Below are 17,608 nucleotides of genomic sequence, written 5' to 3'. Positions count from 1 at the left end.
GATTGGTGGTTGACCTTGACCGATTTCGTCAATAGCTTCGCGTTTTCAGTGACATAGAGTCGGGACTTCAGTGCCGGCCCTGCTGGGATGATTTGCGGGGCGGATTCGTGGCGGGACAGGCTTCCCGCAGTTCCGGGTTGCATCGAACGGATAACAGACAGGTGGCCTCTCCATGGCGCCTGTCCAACGTGGGGCATGAAAGCGATGGCGGGAAATACCGTCACAAGAGCAGATCTTTGCGAAGCGGTTTACCAGAAAGTAGGCCTGTCGCGGACCGAGTCATCGGAACTGGTCGAGATGGTCCTGCATGAAATCTCCAGTTGCCTCGAGCGGGGCGAGACGGTGAAGCTGTCATCCTTCGGCTCCTTCGTCGTCCGCTCGAAGGGCGAGCGCATCGGCCGCAATCCAAAGACCGGCAAGGAAGTGCCGATCTCCCCACGCCGCGTCATGGTTTTCAAGCCTTCCAACATTCTCAAGGCCCAGATCAATGGCGAGAATGTCGACGGCATCGTCGACGAATAGGCACTCTATTGGCATGAGCCAGCCAAACCGGTATTGGACCGTTCTGTCCGATACTCTGCGAGCAGCACATTCTGGTTCGCGGGCGAAGGCCGGTTTCATGTTCAGGCACCCCTGAAATCAGCCGGCAATCGTAGCTGCTCTCGCCCGCTGACAGCGGCCATCCCCTTCCCTCTGACGGTTTCACGCTACCACTCGGTGATGTTTTGGGTTGGAAACAAGTGATAAACGCTTGTCTTTCATCACAGAATCGGACGAGTGATAGTGGAAAGGCACGATTCGCCGCTTTCCGCTCGGGAGTCCGGCAGCATGGAAAAAGCACCTGACGCATTTCGCACGATCAGCGAGGTCGCCGAAGATCTAGACCTGCCCCAGCACGTCCTGCGCTTCTGGGAAACCCGTTTCAGCCAGATCAAGCCGCTGAAGCGCGGCGGGGGGCGTCGCTATTATCGCCCCGACGACATCGATCTGCTCAAGGGCATTCGCTACTATCTCTATGGCGAGGGCTACACCATCAAGGGTGTCCAGCGCATCCTCAAGGAGCGCGGCAATCGGCATGTGATCGAGATCGGCCGGGCCCAGAACGAGGATTATGTGCCGCCCGTCGCCGTGATCCCACGGGCGGACGAGGAAGAGCGTCGCCGCGAGCGGGCCGAATGGCCCGAAGCGGAGGCCGCTGCGCCCGCTGATCCCGCGGGCGATTACGATGAGGCCGACGATCGAGTCGAGCCGGTTTTCGACGACGAGCCCGAAACCTATGAGTCACCATCGGCCCAGGCCTCGCTGCCGCTGTCGTCTCTCGCAGGCCCGCCCATGCGAGCCGAGCCGCGCCCTGCACCGCCCCCGGCCACTCGCGCCGAAAGCGGCAGCGGATTGTCGCTGAGCGACGAACGTCGCCGGCGGCTGCAGACGGTGCTGCTGGAACTCGGCGAGTGCAAACACATACTCGAAGCCGCGCGCGGTTAAAGCGTTTTGCGATTTGGCGGTCACGCCAAGAATCGCAAAGACGCTCAAGCCAATCCATTGGATTGGCTTGGAACCAAAGAGCTAGATCAAACAAGCGTTTCCGTCTAAACGCGCTTTGCTCTAGGAAACCGGACGGCATGGCGCCCGGGACCATGGACGTCGCAGCCATGTGTTCGTCGATTGCGACGACCGGCCCTTGGAAGCGTTGCGCATGCCGCATAAGAACGAGCGGACGAGACGCCCGCGGTCCCAGCCGCAGCGTCACAACAAAAAGGCTTCGAAGAATTGGCTGACGCATCTACGCCCGCGGTCCGCAGCGCGAACGCTCCCTATGACGCGGTCATCATCGGCGGTGGCCACAACGGCCTGACCTGCGCCTATTACCTCGCCCGGGCCGGCCGAAGGGTGAAGGTGTTGGAGCGCCGCTCCGTTGTCGGCGGCGCCGCGGTGACGGAGGAGTTCCATCCGGGCTTTCGCAATTCGGTGGCCTCCTACACGGTGAGCCTGCTCAATCCCAAGGTCATCCGGGACATGGAGCTGGAACGCCACGGCCTCAAGGTGGTCGAGCGCCAAGCCTCCAATTTCTTTCCCTTCCCCGACGGGCGCTACATCCTCTCGGGCGAAGGCCGCACCCAGACCGAGATCGCCAAGTTCAGCGAGAAGGACGCCGCCCGCTTCCCGGCCTATTGCGACGAGATCGACACCATCGCCGACGTGCTGCGCGATCTCATCCTGGAGACGCCTCCCAACGTCTCTGACGATGGCTGGTTCGGCTCGCTGCCGGAATTATTGCGCGCCGGCAAACTTGGCCACCGCCTGTCCAAGCTCGACATGCACCATCGCCGCGTCCTGCTCGACCTCTTCACCAAATCGGCGAGCGATTATCTCGACGGCTGGTTCGAGAGCCCCGAGGCCAAGGTGCTGTTCGGCTTCGATTCCATCGTCGGGTCCTATGCCGCCCCCTCGACGCCGGGCTCGGCCTATGTGCTGCTGCATCACGTCTTCGGCGAGGTGAACGGCAAGAAGGGCGCCTGGGGCCACGCCATCGGCGGCATGGGCGCCATCACCCAGGCCATGGCCAAGGCTGCCCGCGAGGCCGGCGCCGAGATCGAGACGGACGCCCCGGTCCACCGGCTCATCGTCGAAAAGGGCGTTACGGCCGGTGTCGAGCTGGAAGATGGCCGCGTCATCCGCGCCAAAGCCGTCGCCGCCAATATCGGACCGCGCCTGCTCTTCGACAAGATCGTGCCCGAAGACGCCGTACCGGCCGACTTCCTGCAGCGTATCAGACGCTTCAAATGCGGCTCGGGCGTGCTGCGCATGAACGTGGCGCTCTCCGAGCTGCCTGATTTCACCGCCCTGCCGGGACGCGAACAAGGTGTCCACCACACTGCCGGCATCATCATCGGGCCGAGCCTCGACTACATGGAAGATGCCTTTCTCGAGGCCCGCCGCCATGGCTGGAGCCGGCAGCCCATCGTCGAGATGCTGATCCCCTCCACGCTCGATGATACGCTTGCGCCCCGGGGCCAGCACGTCGCCAGCCTGTTCTGCCAATATGTGGCACCGCAACTGCCGAACGGCGAAAGCTGGGATGCTCATCGCGAGGAAGTCGCCGACCTGATGATCGACACGGTCGAACGCTACGCACCCGGCTTCAAGCAGAGCGTGCTTGGACGCCAGGTGCTGACGCCGCTCGATCTCGAACGGGTGTTCGGCCTCGTCGGCGGCGACATCTTCCACGGTACATTGTCGCTCGATCAGTTGTTCTCGGCCCGGCCCATGCTTGGCTATGGCGATTACCGCACGCCCGTGAAGGGGCTCTATATCTGCGGCTCCGGCACCCATCCCGGCGGCGGCGTCACGGGCGCCCCAGGCCACAACGCCGCTCGGGAGATGCTCTGCGACCGGGTCTGATTGAGTGGTAGTGGTAGCGGTGGCGGCCAGACGCCCCGCCACCCATCACTGAGCCACGTAATTGCCCACGGTGCTGTGAGCCGTTACGCAGCCGCGATCACAACAACTCCTCGATGGCGATCGGGAAGCTTCTCACGCGCTTGCCGGTCGCATGCCAGACGGCATTCGCCACCGCGCCCGCCGTACCGGTGACGCCGATCTCGCCGACGCCCTTGATGCCGAGCGCGTTCACATGTGGGTCGTGCTCCTCGACCAGGATGGCCTCCAGGGACGGCACGTCGGCATTGACGGGCACGTGGTATTCGGCGAGATCCGCATTCATGATCCGCCCCGAACGGTGGTCAACAACCGCATGCTCGTGCAAGGCGAAGGACACGCCCCAGATCATGCCCCCCAGATATTGGCTGCGAACCAGATGCGGATTGACGATCCGGCCCGCGGCAAAGGCGCCGACGAGGCGGCTGACACGTACCTGTCCGAGCTCGGGATCGACCTTGACCTCGGCGAAAACTGCGCCGTGGGCATGCATGGCATAATTGGCCTGCGACGCCGGATCGGCGCTGCTGCGCCCCCGAGCCTCGATCTCCGACAGCCCCGCCCGGACGAGGATGTCGCCATAGCTCTCGCTGCGGCTCTCGTCGTCGCGGCGGAAGAGCCGCCCCTCGCGGGCGATCACACCGGCATTGCCGGCCCCGAACAGCGGCGAGCGCTCATCGCCTACAGCCAGTTCGGCCAGCCTGGCGATTACCGCCGCGCCAGCCTCATGAATCGCAGAGCCGGCCGTGGCCGTATGCGCTGAGCCACCTGCGATGCCCGCATCCGGCAGATCCGAGGTGCCGGCGCGGAATTCCACGCGATCGAGATCGAGCCCCAGGCCATCGGCGGCGATCTGGGCCAGGGCAGTCCAGGCGCCCTGCCCCATGTCATGGGCGCCGGTTTCCATCAGGCCGGAACCGTCTTGCCGGATCACGGCCCGCGCCTCGGCCTGGAACATCAAGGCCGGGAAGATCGCTGTGCCCATGCCCCAGCCGACTAGAAAGCCGGCCTCATCGCGCATCTGGCGGGCAGCAAGCGGCCGACCGGCCCAGCCGAAGCGCTTGGCGCCTTCGGCATAGCATTCGCGCAGGGCCTTGGAGGAGAAGGGCTTGCCAGTGGTTGGCTCGATCTCCGCATAGTTCCTGAGCCGGAACTCGAGCGGATCGATACCGCTTGCCCAGGCCGCCTCGTCCATCGCGCTTTCCAGGGCAATGGAGCCGGAGGCCTCGCCGGGCGCACGCATGAACAGCGGCGTTCCCGTATCCGTCCGCACGGCGTCATAGGTGGTGGCGATGGCGGGACTGGCATAAAGCGCATGCGAGGCACCGGCCGCTGGCTCGAAGAAATCGTCGAAGGTCGACGAGGCCGTCAGGGCGTGATGGACCAGCGCCGTCAGCGTCCCGTCTTTGGCAACTCCGAGTCGCAAGGTCTGGCGGGTCGGGGCACGATGACCCACCGGCCCGTACATCTGATCGCGCCTCAGCACGAGCTTCACCGGCCGGCCGACCAGGCGGGCGGCCATGATCCCCAGGATCTGGGGACCGGAAACGAGCCCCTTGCAGCCGAAGCCGCCACCGAGAAACGGGCTGCGGATGTGGATCTTGTCGGGAGCTATGCCGAAAAGCCCGGCAATGCGGCCTTGCGCCATCGCCATGCCCTGGCTGGGCGTATCGATCGACAGGGTGTCGCCCTGCCAATGCGCGACGATGGCATGCGGCTCGATCGGATTGTGATACTGGGCAGGGGTTTCGTAGACGGCTTCCACTTGGCTGTCCGCCTTGGCAAAGCCGGCCTCGATATCACCATGAATGGCTTGCGACGGATTGCCGACGCCCACGGCCGACGGCACGAAACTGTCGCCGTCGAGCCCAACTCGCGCCGTCTCGGCCTCGTAGCGCGGCGCCAGCAGCGCGGCGCCTTCCGTAGCCGCTTCCAGCGATTGCGCGATCACCACTGCGATCGGCTGGCCAGCATAGCGCACGCGATCGTTCTGCAGGAGATCGAGCCGGAACATGAAGGGATGGTCCTTGGCATCCGGATCCTGCGCCAAGGCGGGCTTGTGGTCTGATGTCATCACCTCCACCACGCCCGGATGGCCCTTGGCGGCTTGGATGTCGAGAAAGGCAACCCGGCCGCGGGCAATCTGCGCCACAGCCGTTACGGCATAGAGCATGCCGGCAGGATGATTGTCGGCCGCATAGCGCGCGGCCCCGGTGACCTTGAGGACGCCATCGCGGCGCGTCAGGGGTTGGCCGATATTGGAACCGTGCCGGACATGAGCCGGAGCACGGTTGAGCTTGAGGTCGGGCGTGACGGGTTCAGGCATCTCGGCGTGCTCCGGGCTGCGTTGAGAAGGGAGAACCTGGCAGAGCAGGAACGCGATCCGGCGTGCCGGCGGCCGCTTCGGCCAAGGCGCGCACGAGCGTGCGGCGCGCCAGTTCGATCTTGAATTCATTGTCGCCCGAGGGCTTCGCTTCGGCGAGAGCCGCCTGTGCCGCGCGTTGGAAGGCGGCTTCGTCCGGCGCCGAGCCGACCAGGATCGCCTCGGCTTCGCTGGAGCGCCACGGCTTTGCCGCGACGCCGCCGAGCGCCAGCCGAGCCGCTTCGATCACACCGTCCTTGAGGCGCAAGGCTGCCGCCGCCGACACCACGGCAAAGGCATAGGACGTCCGCTCGCGAACCTTGAGATAGCGTGCATGGGCGGCAAAGAGGGCGGCATCGGCGGGCAGCCGCACTGCCACGATCAGATCGCCGGCGTCGAGAGCGGTATCGCGCTCCGGCGCTTCACCCGGCAGGCGATGCAGATCCGCAAGCAAGATCTCGCGAGCCCCTGCCTTGCCCTCGATTTCCACCACCGCGCCAAGAGCCGCCAGCGGCACGCAGAAGTCGGATGGATGCGTGGCAATGCAGGCCTCGCTCCAGCCCAATATCGCGTGCAGGCGATTCTCGCCGCCATGGGCATCACAACCGGAACCCGGCGCGCGCTTGTTGCAGGCGCCGGTAACGTCGAAGAAATAGGCACAGCGCGTGCGCTGCATCAGATTGCCGCCGACCGTAGCCGCATTGCGCAACTGCCCGGATGCGCCCGACAGCAGAGCCTCGGCGACCGCAGGATAGGTTTTTGCGAAAGCCGGATCATGGGCAAGGTCGGCATTGCGCACCAGCGCACCGATCCGGACACCACCGTCGGGAAGCCAGTCGATCCGTCCGAGATCCGGCAGGCGGGTGACGTCGACGAGCCGGTCGGGACGGCTCACGCCGGTCTTCATCAGGTCGAGGAGATTGGTACCGGCGGCAAGAAAGGCAGCGCCAGGCTGGGAGGCCGCCGCAACCGCATCGGCGATCGTCGCCGGCCTCACATAATCAAAGCTCTTCATGCCGATTTCCTCCGTCCGCTCTCGGCGAGGACATGGTGGGCTTCCAGAACGGCCTCGGTGATACCGGCATAGGCGGAACAGCGGCACAGATTGCCGCTCATGCCCTCGCGGATACGCTCGGGATCCTCCCCGGCCTGGCCCTCGCGGATCAGGCCGATCGCGCTCATGATCTGGCCTGGCGTGCAGAAGCCGCATTGAAAACCATCATGGGTGATGAAGGCCGCCTGCATGGGGTGAAGATGGTCGCCCTGTGCTACGCCTTCGATGGTTTCGATCTCCGCACCATCATGGCTGACGGCAAGTGCCAGGCAGGAATTGATACGGCGGCCATCGACTAGAATGGTGCAGGCGCCGCATTGCCCGCGGTCGCAGCCCTTCTTGGTGCCGGTGAGATCGAGGCGCTCCCGCAGGAGGTCGAGAAGCGTCACCCTGGGATCGTCGAGTTCGACGTGACGTTGCTCACCGTTCACGGTGAGGCTAATGGAGAAAGTCATACACTGCTCCAATCGACTGATTTCTGGCTGTCGAGGCTGCCAAGAGCAAAGCGCTTTTGGGTGTGGCCGATTCCTCGGATCGAAAAGCGCTTGTCTCTTCAGAGTCTCCGGAGGAGCGCGATCCGGATGGATCGAACTCCGGGCTTCAAGCCGCGAGACACAATCTGGGCGGCCGGATGCAAACGGGGTGCCCAACGGGATCGGGCATCGATTTGATTGGAAAGCATCTGTCTGATTTGATGCTCATGCTGTATTTATACGGAGGGATCCTCCGTTTTGCAAGAGGCAGGCTGACTGAATTCAGATGGTGGAGCGAACCGAGAAAACAAGCCGCAGACCGCGCGCCGATGCGATCCGCAATCGAGAGCGGCTGCTGGCGGCCGCCAAGACCGTCTTCAGCTTGGGGGGATCCGGGGCGAGCCTGGAAGCGGTCGCGAGGCAGGCGGAAGTCGGCATCGGCACGCTCTACCGCCATTTTCCTACCCGCGAATCACTGTTCGAGGCGGTTTACCGGCAAGAGGTGGACCATCTGAGCGAATTGGCGGAGCAGCTGAAGGACGAGATGGAGCCGGTCGATGCCGTCCGCCGCTGGCTGCATGCCAATGTCCAGCTGGTCGCCACCAAGAAAGGCATGCTGACGGCCTTGGCGCTCGCCGCCTATGCACCATCCGAACTCTATGCCTATTCCTTCGATCGCCTGACCAAGGCGCTCGGCGCCCTCCTGGACCGCGCCATTGCCGCAGGCCAGATGCGGACGGACGTCGCGCCGGAAGACCTGCTGCGGGCCCTGGTGGGCATGTGCTACATGCGCGACCATCCCGGTTGGCTGGAAGCGGTACAGCGACTCGTCGACGTTTTCGTCGACGGCCTGTGCGTTGGAGCTGCAAAGGCAGGGTGAGTATCCGATCGGGGAGCCTTCTGCCGATCAACTTGCCTTCCGGATCCGCACCGGCACGGATTTGTAGGAGGGCGTACCGCTTTCCTCATCCTTGTAGTCGAGAGGCACCAGCCCATTGGCTTCGGGATAATAGGCCGCGACCGAGCCACGGGCGATATCATAGGCAATGGCCGTGAGGCTGAGGCGCCGAGGTTCGCCCGACGGCAGCGCTGTCTCGACCTCGACGAGATCGCCATGCTCCAGGCCCGATCGGGATAGATCATCCGCGTTCACGAACAACACGTCGCGCCGGCCGAACACACCGCGATAGCGGTCGTTCAAGCCATAGATCGTGGTGTTGTACTGGTCGTGGCTGCGTATGGTCGCCAGCTTGAGGATGCTGGTATCGGCGCTGGCTGGGTCCTCTTCCAACCCCTTGAAGGGCAGGAACTCGGCCTTGCCCGACGGGGTCGGCCAGATTCGCTCGGTCGGCGGTAGGGGCAGGCGGAAGCCGCCGGGGATGCGAATGCGCTGATTGTAGTCCTTGAAATCCGGCAGGACATTCTCGATGGCGTCACGGATGAGATCGTAATCGGCGACCATCTCGGCCCAATAGACCTTGCTGTTGGGCAGCGTCGCCATGGCCATGCCGGCGACGATGGCCGTCTCGGAGCGGAGATGCTCCGATGCCGGCGGCAACCTGCCACGCGAGGCATGCACCATCGACATCGAATCCTCCACCGTGACAGCCTGAGGCCCGCTCGCCTGCATGTCGCGCTCGGTCCGTCCCAGCACCGGCAGGATGATCGAGTGCTTGCCGACGAGCAGTTGCGAGCGGTTCAGCTTGGTGTCGAGATGCACGGCAAGGTCGAGCTTGCGCATGGCGGCGTGACAGCGTTCGGGGTCCGGCATGGCGACGGCAAAATTGCCGCCCAGACAGATCAGGACTTTCGAGGTGCCCGCGTCGATCGCTTCCATGGTGGCCACCGCATCATGGCCGTGATGCGTCGGCGGCTTGAAGCCAAAGGTACGTTCGATGCCCTCGAACAACGGTGTGTTGGGTCTTTCGGTAATGCCGACCGTGCGGTTGCCCTGCACGTTGGAATGGCCGCGCAAGGGGCAGATGCCGGCTCCCGGCTTGCCGAAATTGCCTTTCAGCAGGAGGAGGTTCGCGATCTGCTGGACGTTGGCGGTTCCCCGATTGTGCTGCGTGATGCCCATGCCATAGGCGACAATGGTAGCATTGGAACGGGCATAGGCCTCGGCAACGTCACCGAGCTGGGCTTTGCCGAAACCGCTGATGGCCTCGATGGCGTCCCAGGACGTCGCCTTCAGATCGGCGGAGAACTCGGCAAAGCCGCGGGTGTGGGCGGCGATAAAGTCGTGGTCGAGCACCTGGTTGCCCGAGGCCTCGTCCATCTCGACCAAGGCCTTCATGACCCCCTTGAGGGCTGCGGCGTCCGCGCCGACCTTGACCTGATAGTAGGAAGAGGCGATCCGCGTGGCACCGAAGGTTCCCATCTCGATGGCATTCTGGGGGTCGGCGAAACGCTCTAGCGCCCGTTCCTTCAGCGGGTTGAACACGACGATCGGCACGCCACGCCGCGAACATTCATGCAACGTTCCCATCATGCGCGGATGGTTGGTACCCGGATTGTGCCCGAGCGAGAGGATCAGCTCGCAATGGTCGAAATCCTCCAGCGAGACCGTGCCCTTGCCGATGCCGATCGATTGCGGCAGGCCGACGCTGGTGGCCTCGTGGCACATGTTGGAACAATCGGGGAAATTGTTGCTGCCGAATTCGCGGGCGAAGAGCTGAAACAGGAAAGCGGCCTCGTTGGAGGCGCGGCCGGAGGTATAGAATTCCGCCATGTTCGGATCGGGCAGAGCGTGCAATGCAGCGGCGATACGCGCGAAAGCATCGTCCCACTCGATCGGCTGATAGGTGTCCGTCTCCGAATCATAGGCCATCGGGTGGGTAAGGCGGCCCTCGTTCTCGAGGTGATAGTCGCTCCAGCCCAGGAGTTCGGTCACCGTGTGATCGGCGAAGAATTCAGGCGTAACGCGCTTGCTCGTCGCCTCCCAGGTCACGGCCTTGGCGCCGTTCTCGCAAAACTGGAAAGTCGAGCTGTGCTCCTTGTCCGGCCAGGCACAGCCGGGACAGTCGAAACCCTCCGGCTGGTTCATCCGCAAGAAGGTCAGCGGCGCTTCGAGCACTTCCATCTGCGTGCGCACGGCCGCTGCCGTAGCCTTGAGTGCGCCCCAGCCGCCGGCGGGGCTGTCATACGGCCTGATGCCAGGAACGTCGCGCTTGCGGGCCATATGTCCCTCCGCTCCTATGTATCCCATTTGGATCGTCGCGGGTCGCGGCCAGCCAGGCAGCCCTCGCATATCGAGGAGCCTCCCGGATTGTCTCGGCTCAACCCCGATCCAGCTTGCGCGTTCTCCTCATCGTGTCAACCAACATAAAAAGGCGTTCGCCGACGGCCCATTGGGGGCACTGAGAAGGCAGGCGAAGACGCCTGCGTTCCCGGACGATTTCAGCCCCTCAGATCTGGGGTGCGTAATCGACAGCCTGCATGGCGCGGTCTTCGATAGCGCCCACCATCTTGCCGTCACGCGCCGCGGTTTCATCCTTGATACGCTGCCACTCCTGATCGGCCATGAAGCGGTCCCAGCTCGCTTTCATGGTCGCAGCATCCGGCCAACGCAGCAGGTAGACAAATTCCGTCCGCTCTGGCGTGGCTGTCTCCCACAGCGAGACGAAGTCAAAGCCATAGGTCTTCATGATGCGGATGGCATGGTCGCGAAAGCGGGCATGAAAAGCCGCCTTGTTGTGCTCGAATATCTCGTAGATGCGCAATTGATAGATCATCGAATTCTTGCTCCTTCGGGCATCACTGGAGCCGGTCTGGAGGGCAAAGGCCGTCGCTACGGCAGCCGTCGCAAATTTCAGGACATCACGTCGGTCCGTGGTCTGAAGATTCATGGCAACCGCTCCAACTCAACTCGGAAGCGATTTTGGTCACTCGGCGATCAATGTAAAATATATTATAGATGAGCGATTGATACCTCTTGAGTATCAAGCTTTGCCACCTGCCTGACAACTTCAACGAAGCTATCGCGGATCGGCGAGGCAATATCGGCCCGCCAACCGAGAATCATGTCCATATAGCTCAATTCATCCGGTGCGGCAGTGATGATCGGACAAAAAACCACCCCCTTGCGGTTCTCCTGACAGGCCGAGGCCGGCACCAGCGCGACCCCGAGGCCGCCTGCAACCAGGCCGACGACGGTCTGCATTTCGCAGGCTTCCTGGGTAATGCGCGGCTCGAATCCCTCGTGGCGACATAAGGCGATCAGTTGGTCGTGAAAGCTCACCCCCTCGTTGCGAGGGGTCATGATGAAGCCTTCCCCGGCCAATTGCTCCAGCCTTATCGCCGCACCAGTCGCAAGGGGATGATCGTCGGGCAAGGCAGCCAGGACCGGCTCCCGCTCGATTCGCTCAAAATGGATATCGTCGGCAGGAACCCCCGGCCAGCGCATGAAGCCGATATCGGCTTGCTTGCCTCGCAAGGTCTCGATCTGCTTGGCCGTTGTCGCCTCGCGCAGAATGAGTTCCACATCCGGGAAACGGGAGCGGAACGTCCGCAGTGCCAACGGAACCAGGTCACGACGGGCCGTGCCGACAAAGGTGATGGCAAGCCGGCCGGTCAGCCCCGCCTCGATCCGGCGTGCCCGCAAAGCCCCCTGCTCCAGGTTTGCCAGGCACGCTTTCGCCGTCTCCAGGAACGCGACCCCCGCCTCGGTCAAGGCGACATGCCGATTGCTGCGTGTGAACAGACGTGCGCCGACCTTCTCCTCCAGCTTGCGCACGGCCTGGCTGAGCGGCGGCTGGGCCATATGCAGGCGTTCGGCGGCGCGATGGAAATGCAGTTCCTCGGCGAGGACGACGAACTGGTGCAGGAGACGCGTCTCGATCATCGGTCAGAACCATTCTGGCCGCGGCTTCGGCCATTTCAAAACGAATGAGGGAGGGCAATGCCCTCCCCCACACGACCATAATCTATCGCAAAAACTCAGTGATGGGCCAGGATGGCGAGCAGGAGCAGCGCGACGATGTTGGTGATCTTGATCGCCGGATTGACGGCGGGACCAGCCGTATCCTTGTAGGGATCCCCGACCGTATCGCCGGTCACCGAGGCCTTGTGGGCTTCGGAACCCTTGAGGTGCTTGGTGCCGTTGGCGTCGATGAAGCCATCCTCGAAGGACTTCTTGGCATTGTCCCAGGCACCGCCGCCCGCCGTCATCGAGATCGCGACGAACAGGCCGGTGACGATCACGCCGAGCAGCATGGCGCCCACGGCAGCGAAGGCGTCGGACTTCGAGCCGGTGATCCACAGAACCAGGAAATAGATCACGATCGGGGAGAGCACCGGCAGCAACGAGGGGACCAGCATCTCCTTGATGGCAGCGCGGGTCAGAAGATCAACCGCCTTGCCGTAATCCGGCTTGTCGGTACCCTGCATGATACCAGGCTTCTCGCGGAACTGACGCCGAACCTCCTCGACGATGGCCGAGGCTGCCTTGCCCACGGCAGTCATGGCGATACCACCGAACAGATAAGGGATCAGGCCGCCGAGCAGCAGGCCGACCACCACATAGGGATTGGCCAGCGAGAAGTTCGGCTGCACCCCGGCGAAATAGGGATACTGTGTCGAGTTCGCGGCGAAGTAGGTCAAGTCCGAGGTATAGGCGGCGAACAGCACCAGGGCGCCGAGGCCGGCCGAACCGATGGCATAGCCCTTGGTCACGGCCTTGGTGGTATTGCCGACGGCGTCGAGTGCATCCGTCGACTTGCGGACTTCCTTGGGCAGGCCGGCCATTTCGGCTATGCCGCCGGCATTGTCGGTAACGGGGCCGAATGCGTCGAGCGCCACCACCATGCCGGCGAGGCCGATCATCGTCGTCACTGCGATGGCGGTGCCAAACAGGCCGGCCAGCGAGTAGGTCGCGATGATGCCCGCGACGATCACGATGGTCGGCAGCGCCGTCGCTTCGAGCGAGACGGCAAGGCCCTGGATGACGTTGGTGCCGTGCCCCGTGACAGAGGCCTGCGAGATCTGGCGCACCGGCCGATAGCCGATGCCCGTGTAATATTCAGTGATCCAGACGATCAGGCCGGTTACCAGCAGGCCGACGATGCCGCAGGCGAACAGAGCGGTGCCGGTGACATCATGCCCAGCGATGGTGCCGATCGAACCCCAGCCGATGAGGAAATGCGTGGCAACGGCCAGGCCCCCGACCGACAGTACCGCCGAAGCGATGAAGCCCTTGTAGAGTGCGCCCATGATCGACTGGTTGGCACCGAGCTTGACGAAGAAGGTGCCGATGATCGAGGTGACGATGCAGGCCGCGCCGATGCCGAGCGGATAGAGCAGCACATTGGAGAGCACCGGCGTGCCGGCGAACAGGATCGCCGCCAGCACCATGGTGGCGACCACGGTGACCGCATAGGTTTCGAACAGGTCGGCGGCCATACCGGCACAATCGCCGACATTGTCGCCGACATTGTCGGCGATGGTGGCGGGGTTGCGTGGATCATCCTCGGGGATGCCGGCCTCGACCTTGCCGACGAGATCGCCGCCGACATCGGCGCCCTTGGTGAAGATACCACCGCCCAGACGGGCGAAGATCGAGATCAGCGAGGCGCCGAAGCCGAGAGACACCAGCGAATCGATGATCTCGCGCGCCTGCTTGGGATCAGCGAAGGAGAGCTGCATCGGCCCGGTCAGCACATAGTAGTAGACAGAGACACCCAGCAAGGCGAGACCGGCTACCAGCATGCCGGTGACCGCGCCGGCCTTGAAGGCGACTTCGAGCCCCTGCCCCAGCGAGTTCATCGCGGCTTGTGCCGTGCGGACATTGGCCCTCACCGACATGTTCATGCCGATGAAGCCTGCAAGCCCCGAGAGCACCGCGCCGATCAGGAAGCCGATGGCACTCGGGATCGAAAGGAAATAGGCAACCAGGGCAAAGATGATGATACCGACACCGGAAATGGTGATGTATTGGCGCCTGAGGTAAGCCTGCGCGCCTTCGCGCACGTAACCGGCGATTTCCTGCATCCGGGCATTGCCGGCAGGCTGCGCCATCACCGACTGGAATGCCCAGACTCCGTAAACGAGGGAAAGCGCCCCGCACGCAATAATGACCCACAGAGAAAGCATGGACTATATTTTCCTTGTTCTTTACTCTCACAAGCCGCTGAACAAATCGCACGAACGAACCACGCCTGCCCTTCGTATCGAAGGCCAGGATATTGCAGGTGCGGCGAATCCTCCCACCGGAGCCGTTTGATTGTCCGGATTGCCGCGATGCTGCCAAAATCACACGGGCAGCGCAACCGACGCAGTGCGTTGGCGGCAAGTTCTTTCAAAGATCCCAGGTTTCTTTCGAAGAACCTCCTGGTGCGTCACCCGCCGGAAAACTGTCACGCCCCTGTCATCGGCTCTTGCCAAGGAAGTCCACGCTGACGTGTCTTGCGATTTGGCTCCCTCGCCGAAATCGCGAAGACTCATCGAAACAACAAAGACCGAGAATAAAGGCGCGTTTTCTCTTGGCGCGCCGGCGTTCTGGCCACCAAGCGAGATTTTCATGCGCCTTCTCCGGACCGTCCTCCTCACCACCCTCTCGGTTCTGCCGACGCTGGCCGCGGCCGAGCCACTCGTCGTCAAGGAACCTTTCGTTTCCTCCGCCCCGGGCGAGGAGAAGATCGATTTCGCCGGCGGCAGCTTCGTCAATCACGGTCTGGTCGGCGTCGGCCGGCTGAGCGCCGACCTCAAGGACGAAAAGGGCGATACGCTCGGTTCCTTCTCCTCCATGACGATCGATCCCAAGAGCTGGAGCAAGACCGCCAACGGCTATAAGGGCCAGCTTCGGTCCCTGCCGGACCGTGGCTACAACAATCCCGACAAGGGCCTGTTCTTCGATTATCAGGGCCGTGTCCTCGCCTTTGATTTAGCCTTCACGCCCTATTCCGGCCCCACTCTGCCCACTGCGGCGACCTCGCAGGAGCAGATCGAACTCAAGCCACTCGACGACAAGGGCGCCTTCCTCACCGGCCTCGACGGCAAGCCGACGACAGGCGCCGATCCCGCCGACAACACCGTCGAGATGAATGGCTATACCCTGCCCGTGCCGCCGGCCGGAGCGCTTGGCGCCGGCTCCCTGTCCTTCGACGCCGAGTCGATCGCCTACCGCTCCGACGGCAGCTTCTATGTCGGGGACGAATATGCAGCGGCTGTCTATCTGTTCGGTGCCGACGGCAGGCTGAAGGGCCTCATCCCGCCCGGGCCGGCACTCACTCCCACCAAGAAGGGCAAGATCAACTTCACCTCGATGGACGCGCCCGATACCGGCCGGCGCAACAATCAGGGCCTGGAAGCAATCTCGCTGACACCGGACGGCAAGACACTCTATGCCGTGCTACAGAGCGGCACGCTGCAGGACAGCTCCGCCAGCAAGAACCAGGCGAACCGCGCCACCACGCGCATCTATGTCTACGACGTGGCCTCCGACCCGCTACCCAAGACCCCCAAGGCCGTCTATGCGATCGAGCTTCCGGTCTATTCCAAGAAGGGCGACGGCAAGATCGACAGCACCGCGGCCCAGAGCGAGATGGTAGCGCTCGACGATCATCGCTTCCTGCTACTGGCGCGTGATGGCGCCGGCCATGGCTGCGACTGCAAAAACCCCGAAATGTTCAAGGCCATCCTGGTGGTCGACACCAGCGGCGCCACCAACCTCGCGGGCACGGACTATGAAACCGGCACCAAGCCGATCGCGCCCGCCAAGGATGAGCGCAACGTCCTGGACACTGCCATCACCCCTGCCCGCTCGCAGGTGCTGGTCAACCTCTTGAACGCCACCCAGCTCGGCAAGTTCGGCCTCAACATCGACAACGCCAAATCCAATGATCTCACGCTGTCGGAGAAGTGGGAAGCCATGACGCTGGTGCCGGCCCTCGATCCGGCCGCTCCGAACGACGCTTTCCTGTTCGTCGGCAACGACAACGACTTTCTCACCCGCAAGGGGGTGATGAAGGGCCAGAGCTATGATGCCGGTCTCACCAACGACACCCTGGTGCTGGCCTATCGTCTGACCCTGCCTGAAGATCTCGCCAAGGCTCTGACGGCAAAGTGAGAATGAAAATAGGGTCCATCCCTCTCTCGAATCGCGAGAGGGAGCCCGGCCTAACTTATCTCTCCGGCGGCTTCAGAAGTGGCTGAAGCTGCCCCGGGCAAAGTGAAGTTCCTCACCCTCGTCGTCGAGCCATCTCGGGGCGCGGTGGCCTGATGTCACCGTACCGATCGGCGTGACCGGCACGCCGGACTCCTGTGCTGCCGCCTCGAAGGCAACGCGCTGTTCGAAAGGCACTGCACAGAGGATCTCGTAATCGTCGCCCCCCGTGAGGGCCGTTTCCAGCAGGTCCGAGTCGAGCTTGCATGCCGCCTGGGCGGCCGGTGAAAGCGGCACTACACCGAGTTCGAGATCGGCTGACGCCCCGGAAGTCCGCAGCAGCTTGGCGAGATCGCCGACGAGGCCATCCGAAATATCCATCGAGGCCGATGCATGAGAGAGCACCGCCGGCGCCAAAGCCGTGCGCGGCTGTGGCAGGAGGTAGCGCCTGGCCAAATAATCGCGCTCCAGCTCCGACAACCCCGCCAAGGCTTGGGCTCCGCGGCGCGCCAGCAGGCCCAGAGCCCCATCGCCGATGGAGCCGCTGACATACAGGTTGTCGCCCGGCCGTGCACCGTCCCGGCGGGGAATGTGATCGGAGGGCACCAGGCCAAAGGCGTTGACGGCGATCGTCAACGGCCCCGTGGTCTTGACGGTGTCGCCTCCCAGCAGAGCGAAGGAGAATTCCTGACCATCCACCGCCAGTCCCTCCGCAAAACGAACCAGCCAGTCCTCGCGCCAGCCGGGCGGCAAAGCCAGGCAGAGCGTATAGGCATAGGGCTGCGCTCCCTTGGCGGCCAGGTCGGAGAGATTCACGCGCAAGGCCTTGCGCGCGATGAGATCGGGATCGTCATCGGCAAGAAAATGAATGTCGGCGACCAGCGCATCGGTGGTGACAACCAGATGCGCCCCCGCCGGTACGCTCAGCGTCGCCGCGTCATCGGTCAGTCCGCGTGCGCCGGGATGGGTCGCGAGCGGGGCGAAGAAACGGCTGATCAACTGGTCTTCGGTGAGCCGCGTCATGCGAGCACCCCCAAGCGGATTCCTCTTGATCGTGCCCGTGGCTCGATCAAGAGGAATCCGCAAGATATCAAACATTTGCAGAGTTTCCCGGCGAGGCCCGTCCGTGGGCCCGGCCGGGAAACTCTGCTTCGCGTTTTGCGATTTGACGGAGTCCGCTA

General features: G+C 63.4%; 14 protein-coding genes. 5 read left to right on the top strand and 9 right to left on the bottom strand.

Translation table 11 applies throughout. The features are described from left to right. The first annotated feature begins 204 nt into the window (after positions 1–204). The 3 genes from ACN6KF_RS05385 (at position 205) to ACN6KF_RS05375 (ending at position 3,402) form a co-directional block, all read left to right on the top strand. Complete coding sequence (locus tag ACN6KF_RS05385) at positions 205–522, top strand: integration host factor subunit alpha (RefSeq protein ID WP_434955848.1); 318 nt, start codon at positions 205–207, stop codon at positions 520–522. 306 nt (positions 523–828) lie between these two features. Next, a complete protein-coding gene (locus tag ACN6KF_RS05380) occupies positions 829–1,485 on the top strand; it encodes a MerR family transcriptional regulator (protein WP_434955847.1) in 657 nt (218 codons plus the stop codon). A 285-nt stretch (positions 1,486–1,770) separates the two neighbouring features. Then, on the top strand, positions 1,771–3,402 hold the full coding sequence (locus tag ACN6KF_RS05375) for a phytoene desaturase family protein (protein WP_434955846.1): 1,632 nt from the start codon (positions 1,771–1,773) through the stop codon (positions 3,400–3,402). A gap of 97 nt (positions 3,403–3,499) precedes the next feature. Here ACN6KF_RS05375 and ACN6KF_RS05370 read toward each other — a convergent pair whose 3' ends face one another. The 3 genes from ACN6KF_RS05370 to ACN6KF_RS05360 are packed head-to-tail and all read right to left on the bottom strand — an operon-like array spanning position 3,500 to position 7,309. After that, complete coding sequence (locus ACN6KF_RS05370; protein WP_434955845.1) at positions 3,500–5,764, bottom strand: xanthine dehydrogenase family protein molybdopterin-binding subunit; 2,265 nt, start codon at positions 5,762–5,764, stop codon at positions 3,500–3,502. Continuing rightward, a complete protein-coding gene (locus ACN6KF_RS05365) occupies positions 5,757–6,815 on the bottom strand; it encodes an FAD binding domain-containing protein (RefSeq protein WP_434955844.1) in 1,059 nt (352 codons plus the stop codon). Before ACN6KF_RS05365 ends, ACN6KF_RS05370 begins: the two co-directional genes overlap by 8 nt. Further along, positions 6,812–7,309 carry a (2Fe-2S)-binding protein gene (locus ACN6KF_RS05360; protein ID WP_434955843.1) on the bottom strand — a complete coding sequence of 166 codons (498 nt, stop codon included), beginning with the start codon at positions 7,307–7,309 and terminating at the stop codon, positions 6,812–6,814. Before ACN6KF_RS05360 ends, ACN6KF_RS05365 begins: the two co-directional genes overlap by 4 nt. A gap of 304 nt (positions 7,310–7,613) precedes the next feature. Between ACN6KF_RS05360 and ACN6KF_RS05355 the strand changes: the two genes are divergently transcribed. After that, positions 7,614–8,207 (top strand): TetR/AcrR family transcriptional regulator, encoded by a 594-nt coding sequence (locus tag ACN6KF_RS05355; RefSeq protein WP_434955842.1) that lies wholly within the window; start codon positions 7,614–7,616, stop codon positions 8,205–8,207. Positions 8,208–8,234: 27 nt separating this feature from the next. Here ACN6KF_RS05355 and ACN6KF_RS05350 read toward each other — a convergent pair whose 3' ends face one another. The 5 genes from ACN6KF_RS05350 to ACN6KF_RS05330 form a co-directional block, all read right to left on the bottom strand. Next, the gene (locus ACN6KF_RS05350) at positions 8,235–10,508 is read right to left on the bottom strand and encodes an FdhF/YdeP family oxidoreductase (protein ID WP_434955841.1); all 2,274 of its coding nucleotides are present in this window, start codon (positions 10,506–10,508) and stop codon (positions 8,235–8,237) included. A gap of 226 nt (positions 10,509–10,734) precedes the next feature. Beyond that, on the bottom strand, positions 10,735–11,175 hold the full coding sequence (locus tag ACN6KF_RS05345; RefSeq protein WP_434955840.1) for an NIPSNAP family protein: 441 nt from the start codon (positions 11,173–11,175) through the stop codon (positions 10,735–10,737). Between the two features lie 62 nt (positions 11,176–11,237). Then, positions 11,238–12,170 carry a LysR substrate-binding domain-containing protein gene (locus ACN6KF_RS05340; protein ID WP_434955839.1) on the bottom strand — a complete coding sequence of 311 codons (933 nt, stop codon included), beginning with the start codon at positions 12,168–12,170 and terminating at the stop codon, positions 11,238–11,240. Positions 12,171–12,265: 95 nt separating this feature from the next. Continuing rightward, positions 12,266–14,416: a sodium-translocating pyrophosphatase gene (locus ACN6KF_RS05335; protein WP_434955838.1), complete on the bottom strand. Its 2,151-nt coding sequence runs from the start codon at positions 14,414–14,416 to the stop codon at positions 12,266–12,268. A gap of 159 nt (positions 14,417–14,575) precedes the next feature. Then, positions 14,576–14,845 (bottom strand): hypothetical protein, encoded by a 270-nt coding sequence (locus tag ACN6KF_RS05330; protein ID WP_434955837.1) that lies wholly within the window; start codon positions 14,843–14,845, stop codon positions 14,576–14,578. On the opposite strand from ACN6KF_RS05330, the gene ACN6KF_RS05325 reads away from it, so the two are divergent. Next, on the top strand, positions 14,844–16,391 hold the full coding sequence (locus tag ACN6KF_RS05325) for an esterase-like activity of phytase family protein (RefSeq protein ID WP_434955836.1): 1,548 nt from the start codon (positions 14,844–14,846) through the stop codon (positions 16,389–16,391). The two genes, ACN6KF_RS05330 and ACN6KF_RS05325, sit on opposite strands and share 2 nt — an antisense overlap. Positions 16,392–16,463: 72 nt before the next feature. Here the strand turns inward: ACN6KF_RS05325 and thiL are convergent, their stop codons facing one another. After that, on the bottom strand, positions 16,464–17,450 hold the full coding sequence (thiL, locus tag ACN6KF_RS05320) for a thiamine-phosphate kinase (RefSeq protein WP_434955835.1): 987 nt from the start codon (positions 17,448–17,450) through the stop codon (positions 16,464–16,466). Positions 17,451–17,608 lie beyond the last annotated feature (158 nt).

It is taken from the genome of Labrys methylaminiphilus subsp. lupini (assembly GCF_051161885.1).
Taxonomy (GTDB): Bacteria; Pseudomonadota; Alphaproteobacteria; order Rhizobiales; family Labraceae; genus Labrys.
This window is presented reverse-complemented; position numbering and strand designations above follow the sequence as displayed.

Coding starts and splice junctions, on each gene's coding strand:
- ACN6KF_RS05385 (WP_434955848.1), top strand. CDS start 205: ATGGCGGGAAATACCGTCACAAGAGCAGATCTTTGCGAAGCGGTTTAC.
- ACN6KF_RS05380 (WP_434955847.1), top strand. CDS start 829: ATGGAAAAAGCACCTGACGCATTTCGCACGATCAGCGAGGTCGCCGAA.
- ACN6KF_RS05370 (WP_434955845.1), bottom strand. CDS start 5,764: ATGCCTGAACCCGTCACGCCCGACCTCAAGCTCAACCGTGCTCCGGCT.
- ACN6KF_RS05365 (WP_434955844.1), bottom strand. CDS start 6,815: ATGAAGAGCTTTGATTATGTGAGGCCGGCGACGATCGCCGATGCGGTT.
- ACN6KF_RS05360 (WP_434955843.1), bottom strand. CDS start 7,309: ATGACTTTCTCCATTAGCCTCACCGTGAACGGTGAGCAACGTCACGTC.
- ACN6KF_RS05355 (WP_434955842.1), top strand. CDS start 7,614: ATGGTGGAGCGAACCGAGAAAACAAGCCGCAGACCGCGCGCCGATGCG.
- ACN6KF_RS05350 (WP_434955841.1), bottom strand. CDS start 10,508: ATGGCCCGCAAGCGCGACGTTCCTGGCATCAGGCCGTATGACAGCCCC.
- ACN6KF_RS05345 (WP_434955840.1), bottom strand. CDS start 11,175: ATGAATCTTCAGACCACGGACCGACGTGATGTCCTGAAATTTGCGACG.
- ACN6KF_RS05340 (WP_434955839.1), bottom strand. CDS start 12,170: ATGATCGAGACGCGTCTCCTGCACCAGTTCGTCGTCCTCGCCGAGGAA.
- ACN6KF_RS05335 (WP_434955838.1), bottom strand. CDS start 14,416: ATGCTTTCTCTGTGGGTCATTATTGCGTGCGGGGCGCTTTCCCTCGTT.
- ACN6KF_RS05325 (WP_434955836.1), top strand. CDS start 14,844: ATGCGCCTTCTCCGGACCGTCCTCCTCACCACCCTCTCGGTTCTGCCG.
- ACN6KF_RS05330 (WP_434955837.1), bottom strand. CDS start 14,845: ATGAAAATCTCGCTTGGTGGCCAGAACGCCGGCGCGCCAAGAGAAAAC.
- thiL (WP_434955835.1), bottom strand. CDS start 17,450: ATGACGCGGCTCACCGAAGACCAGTTGATCAGCCGTTTCTTCGCCCCG.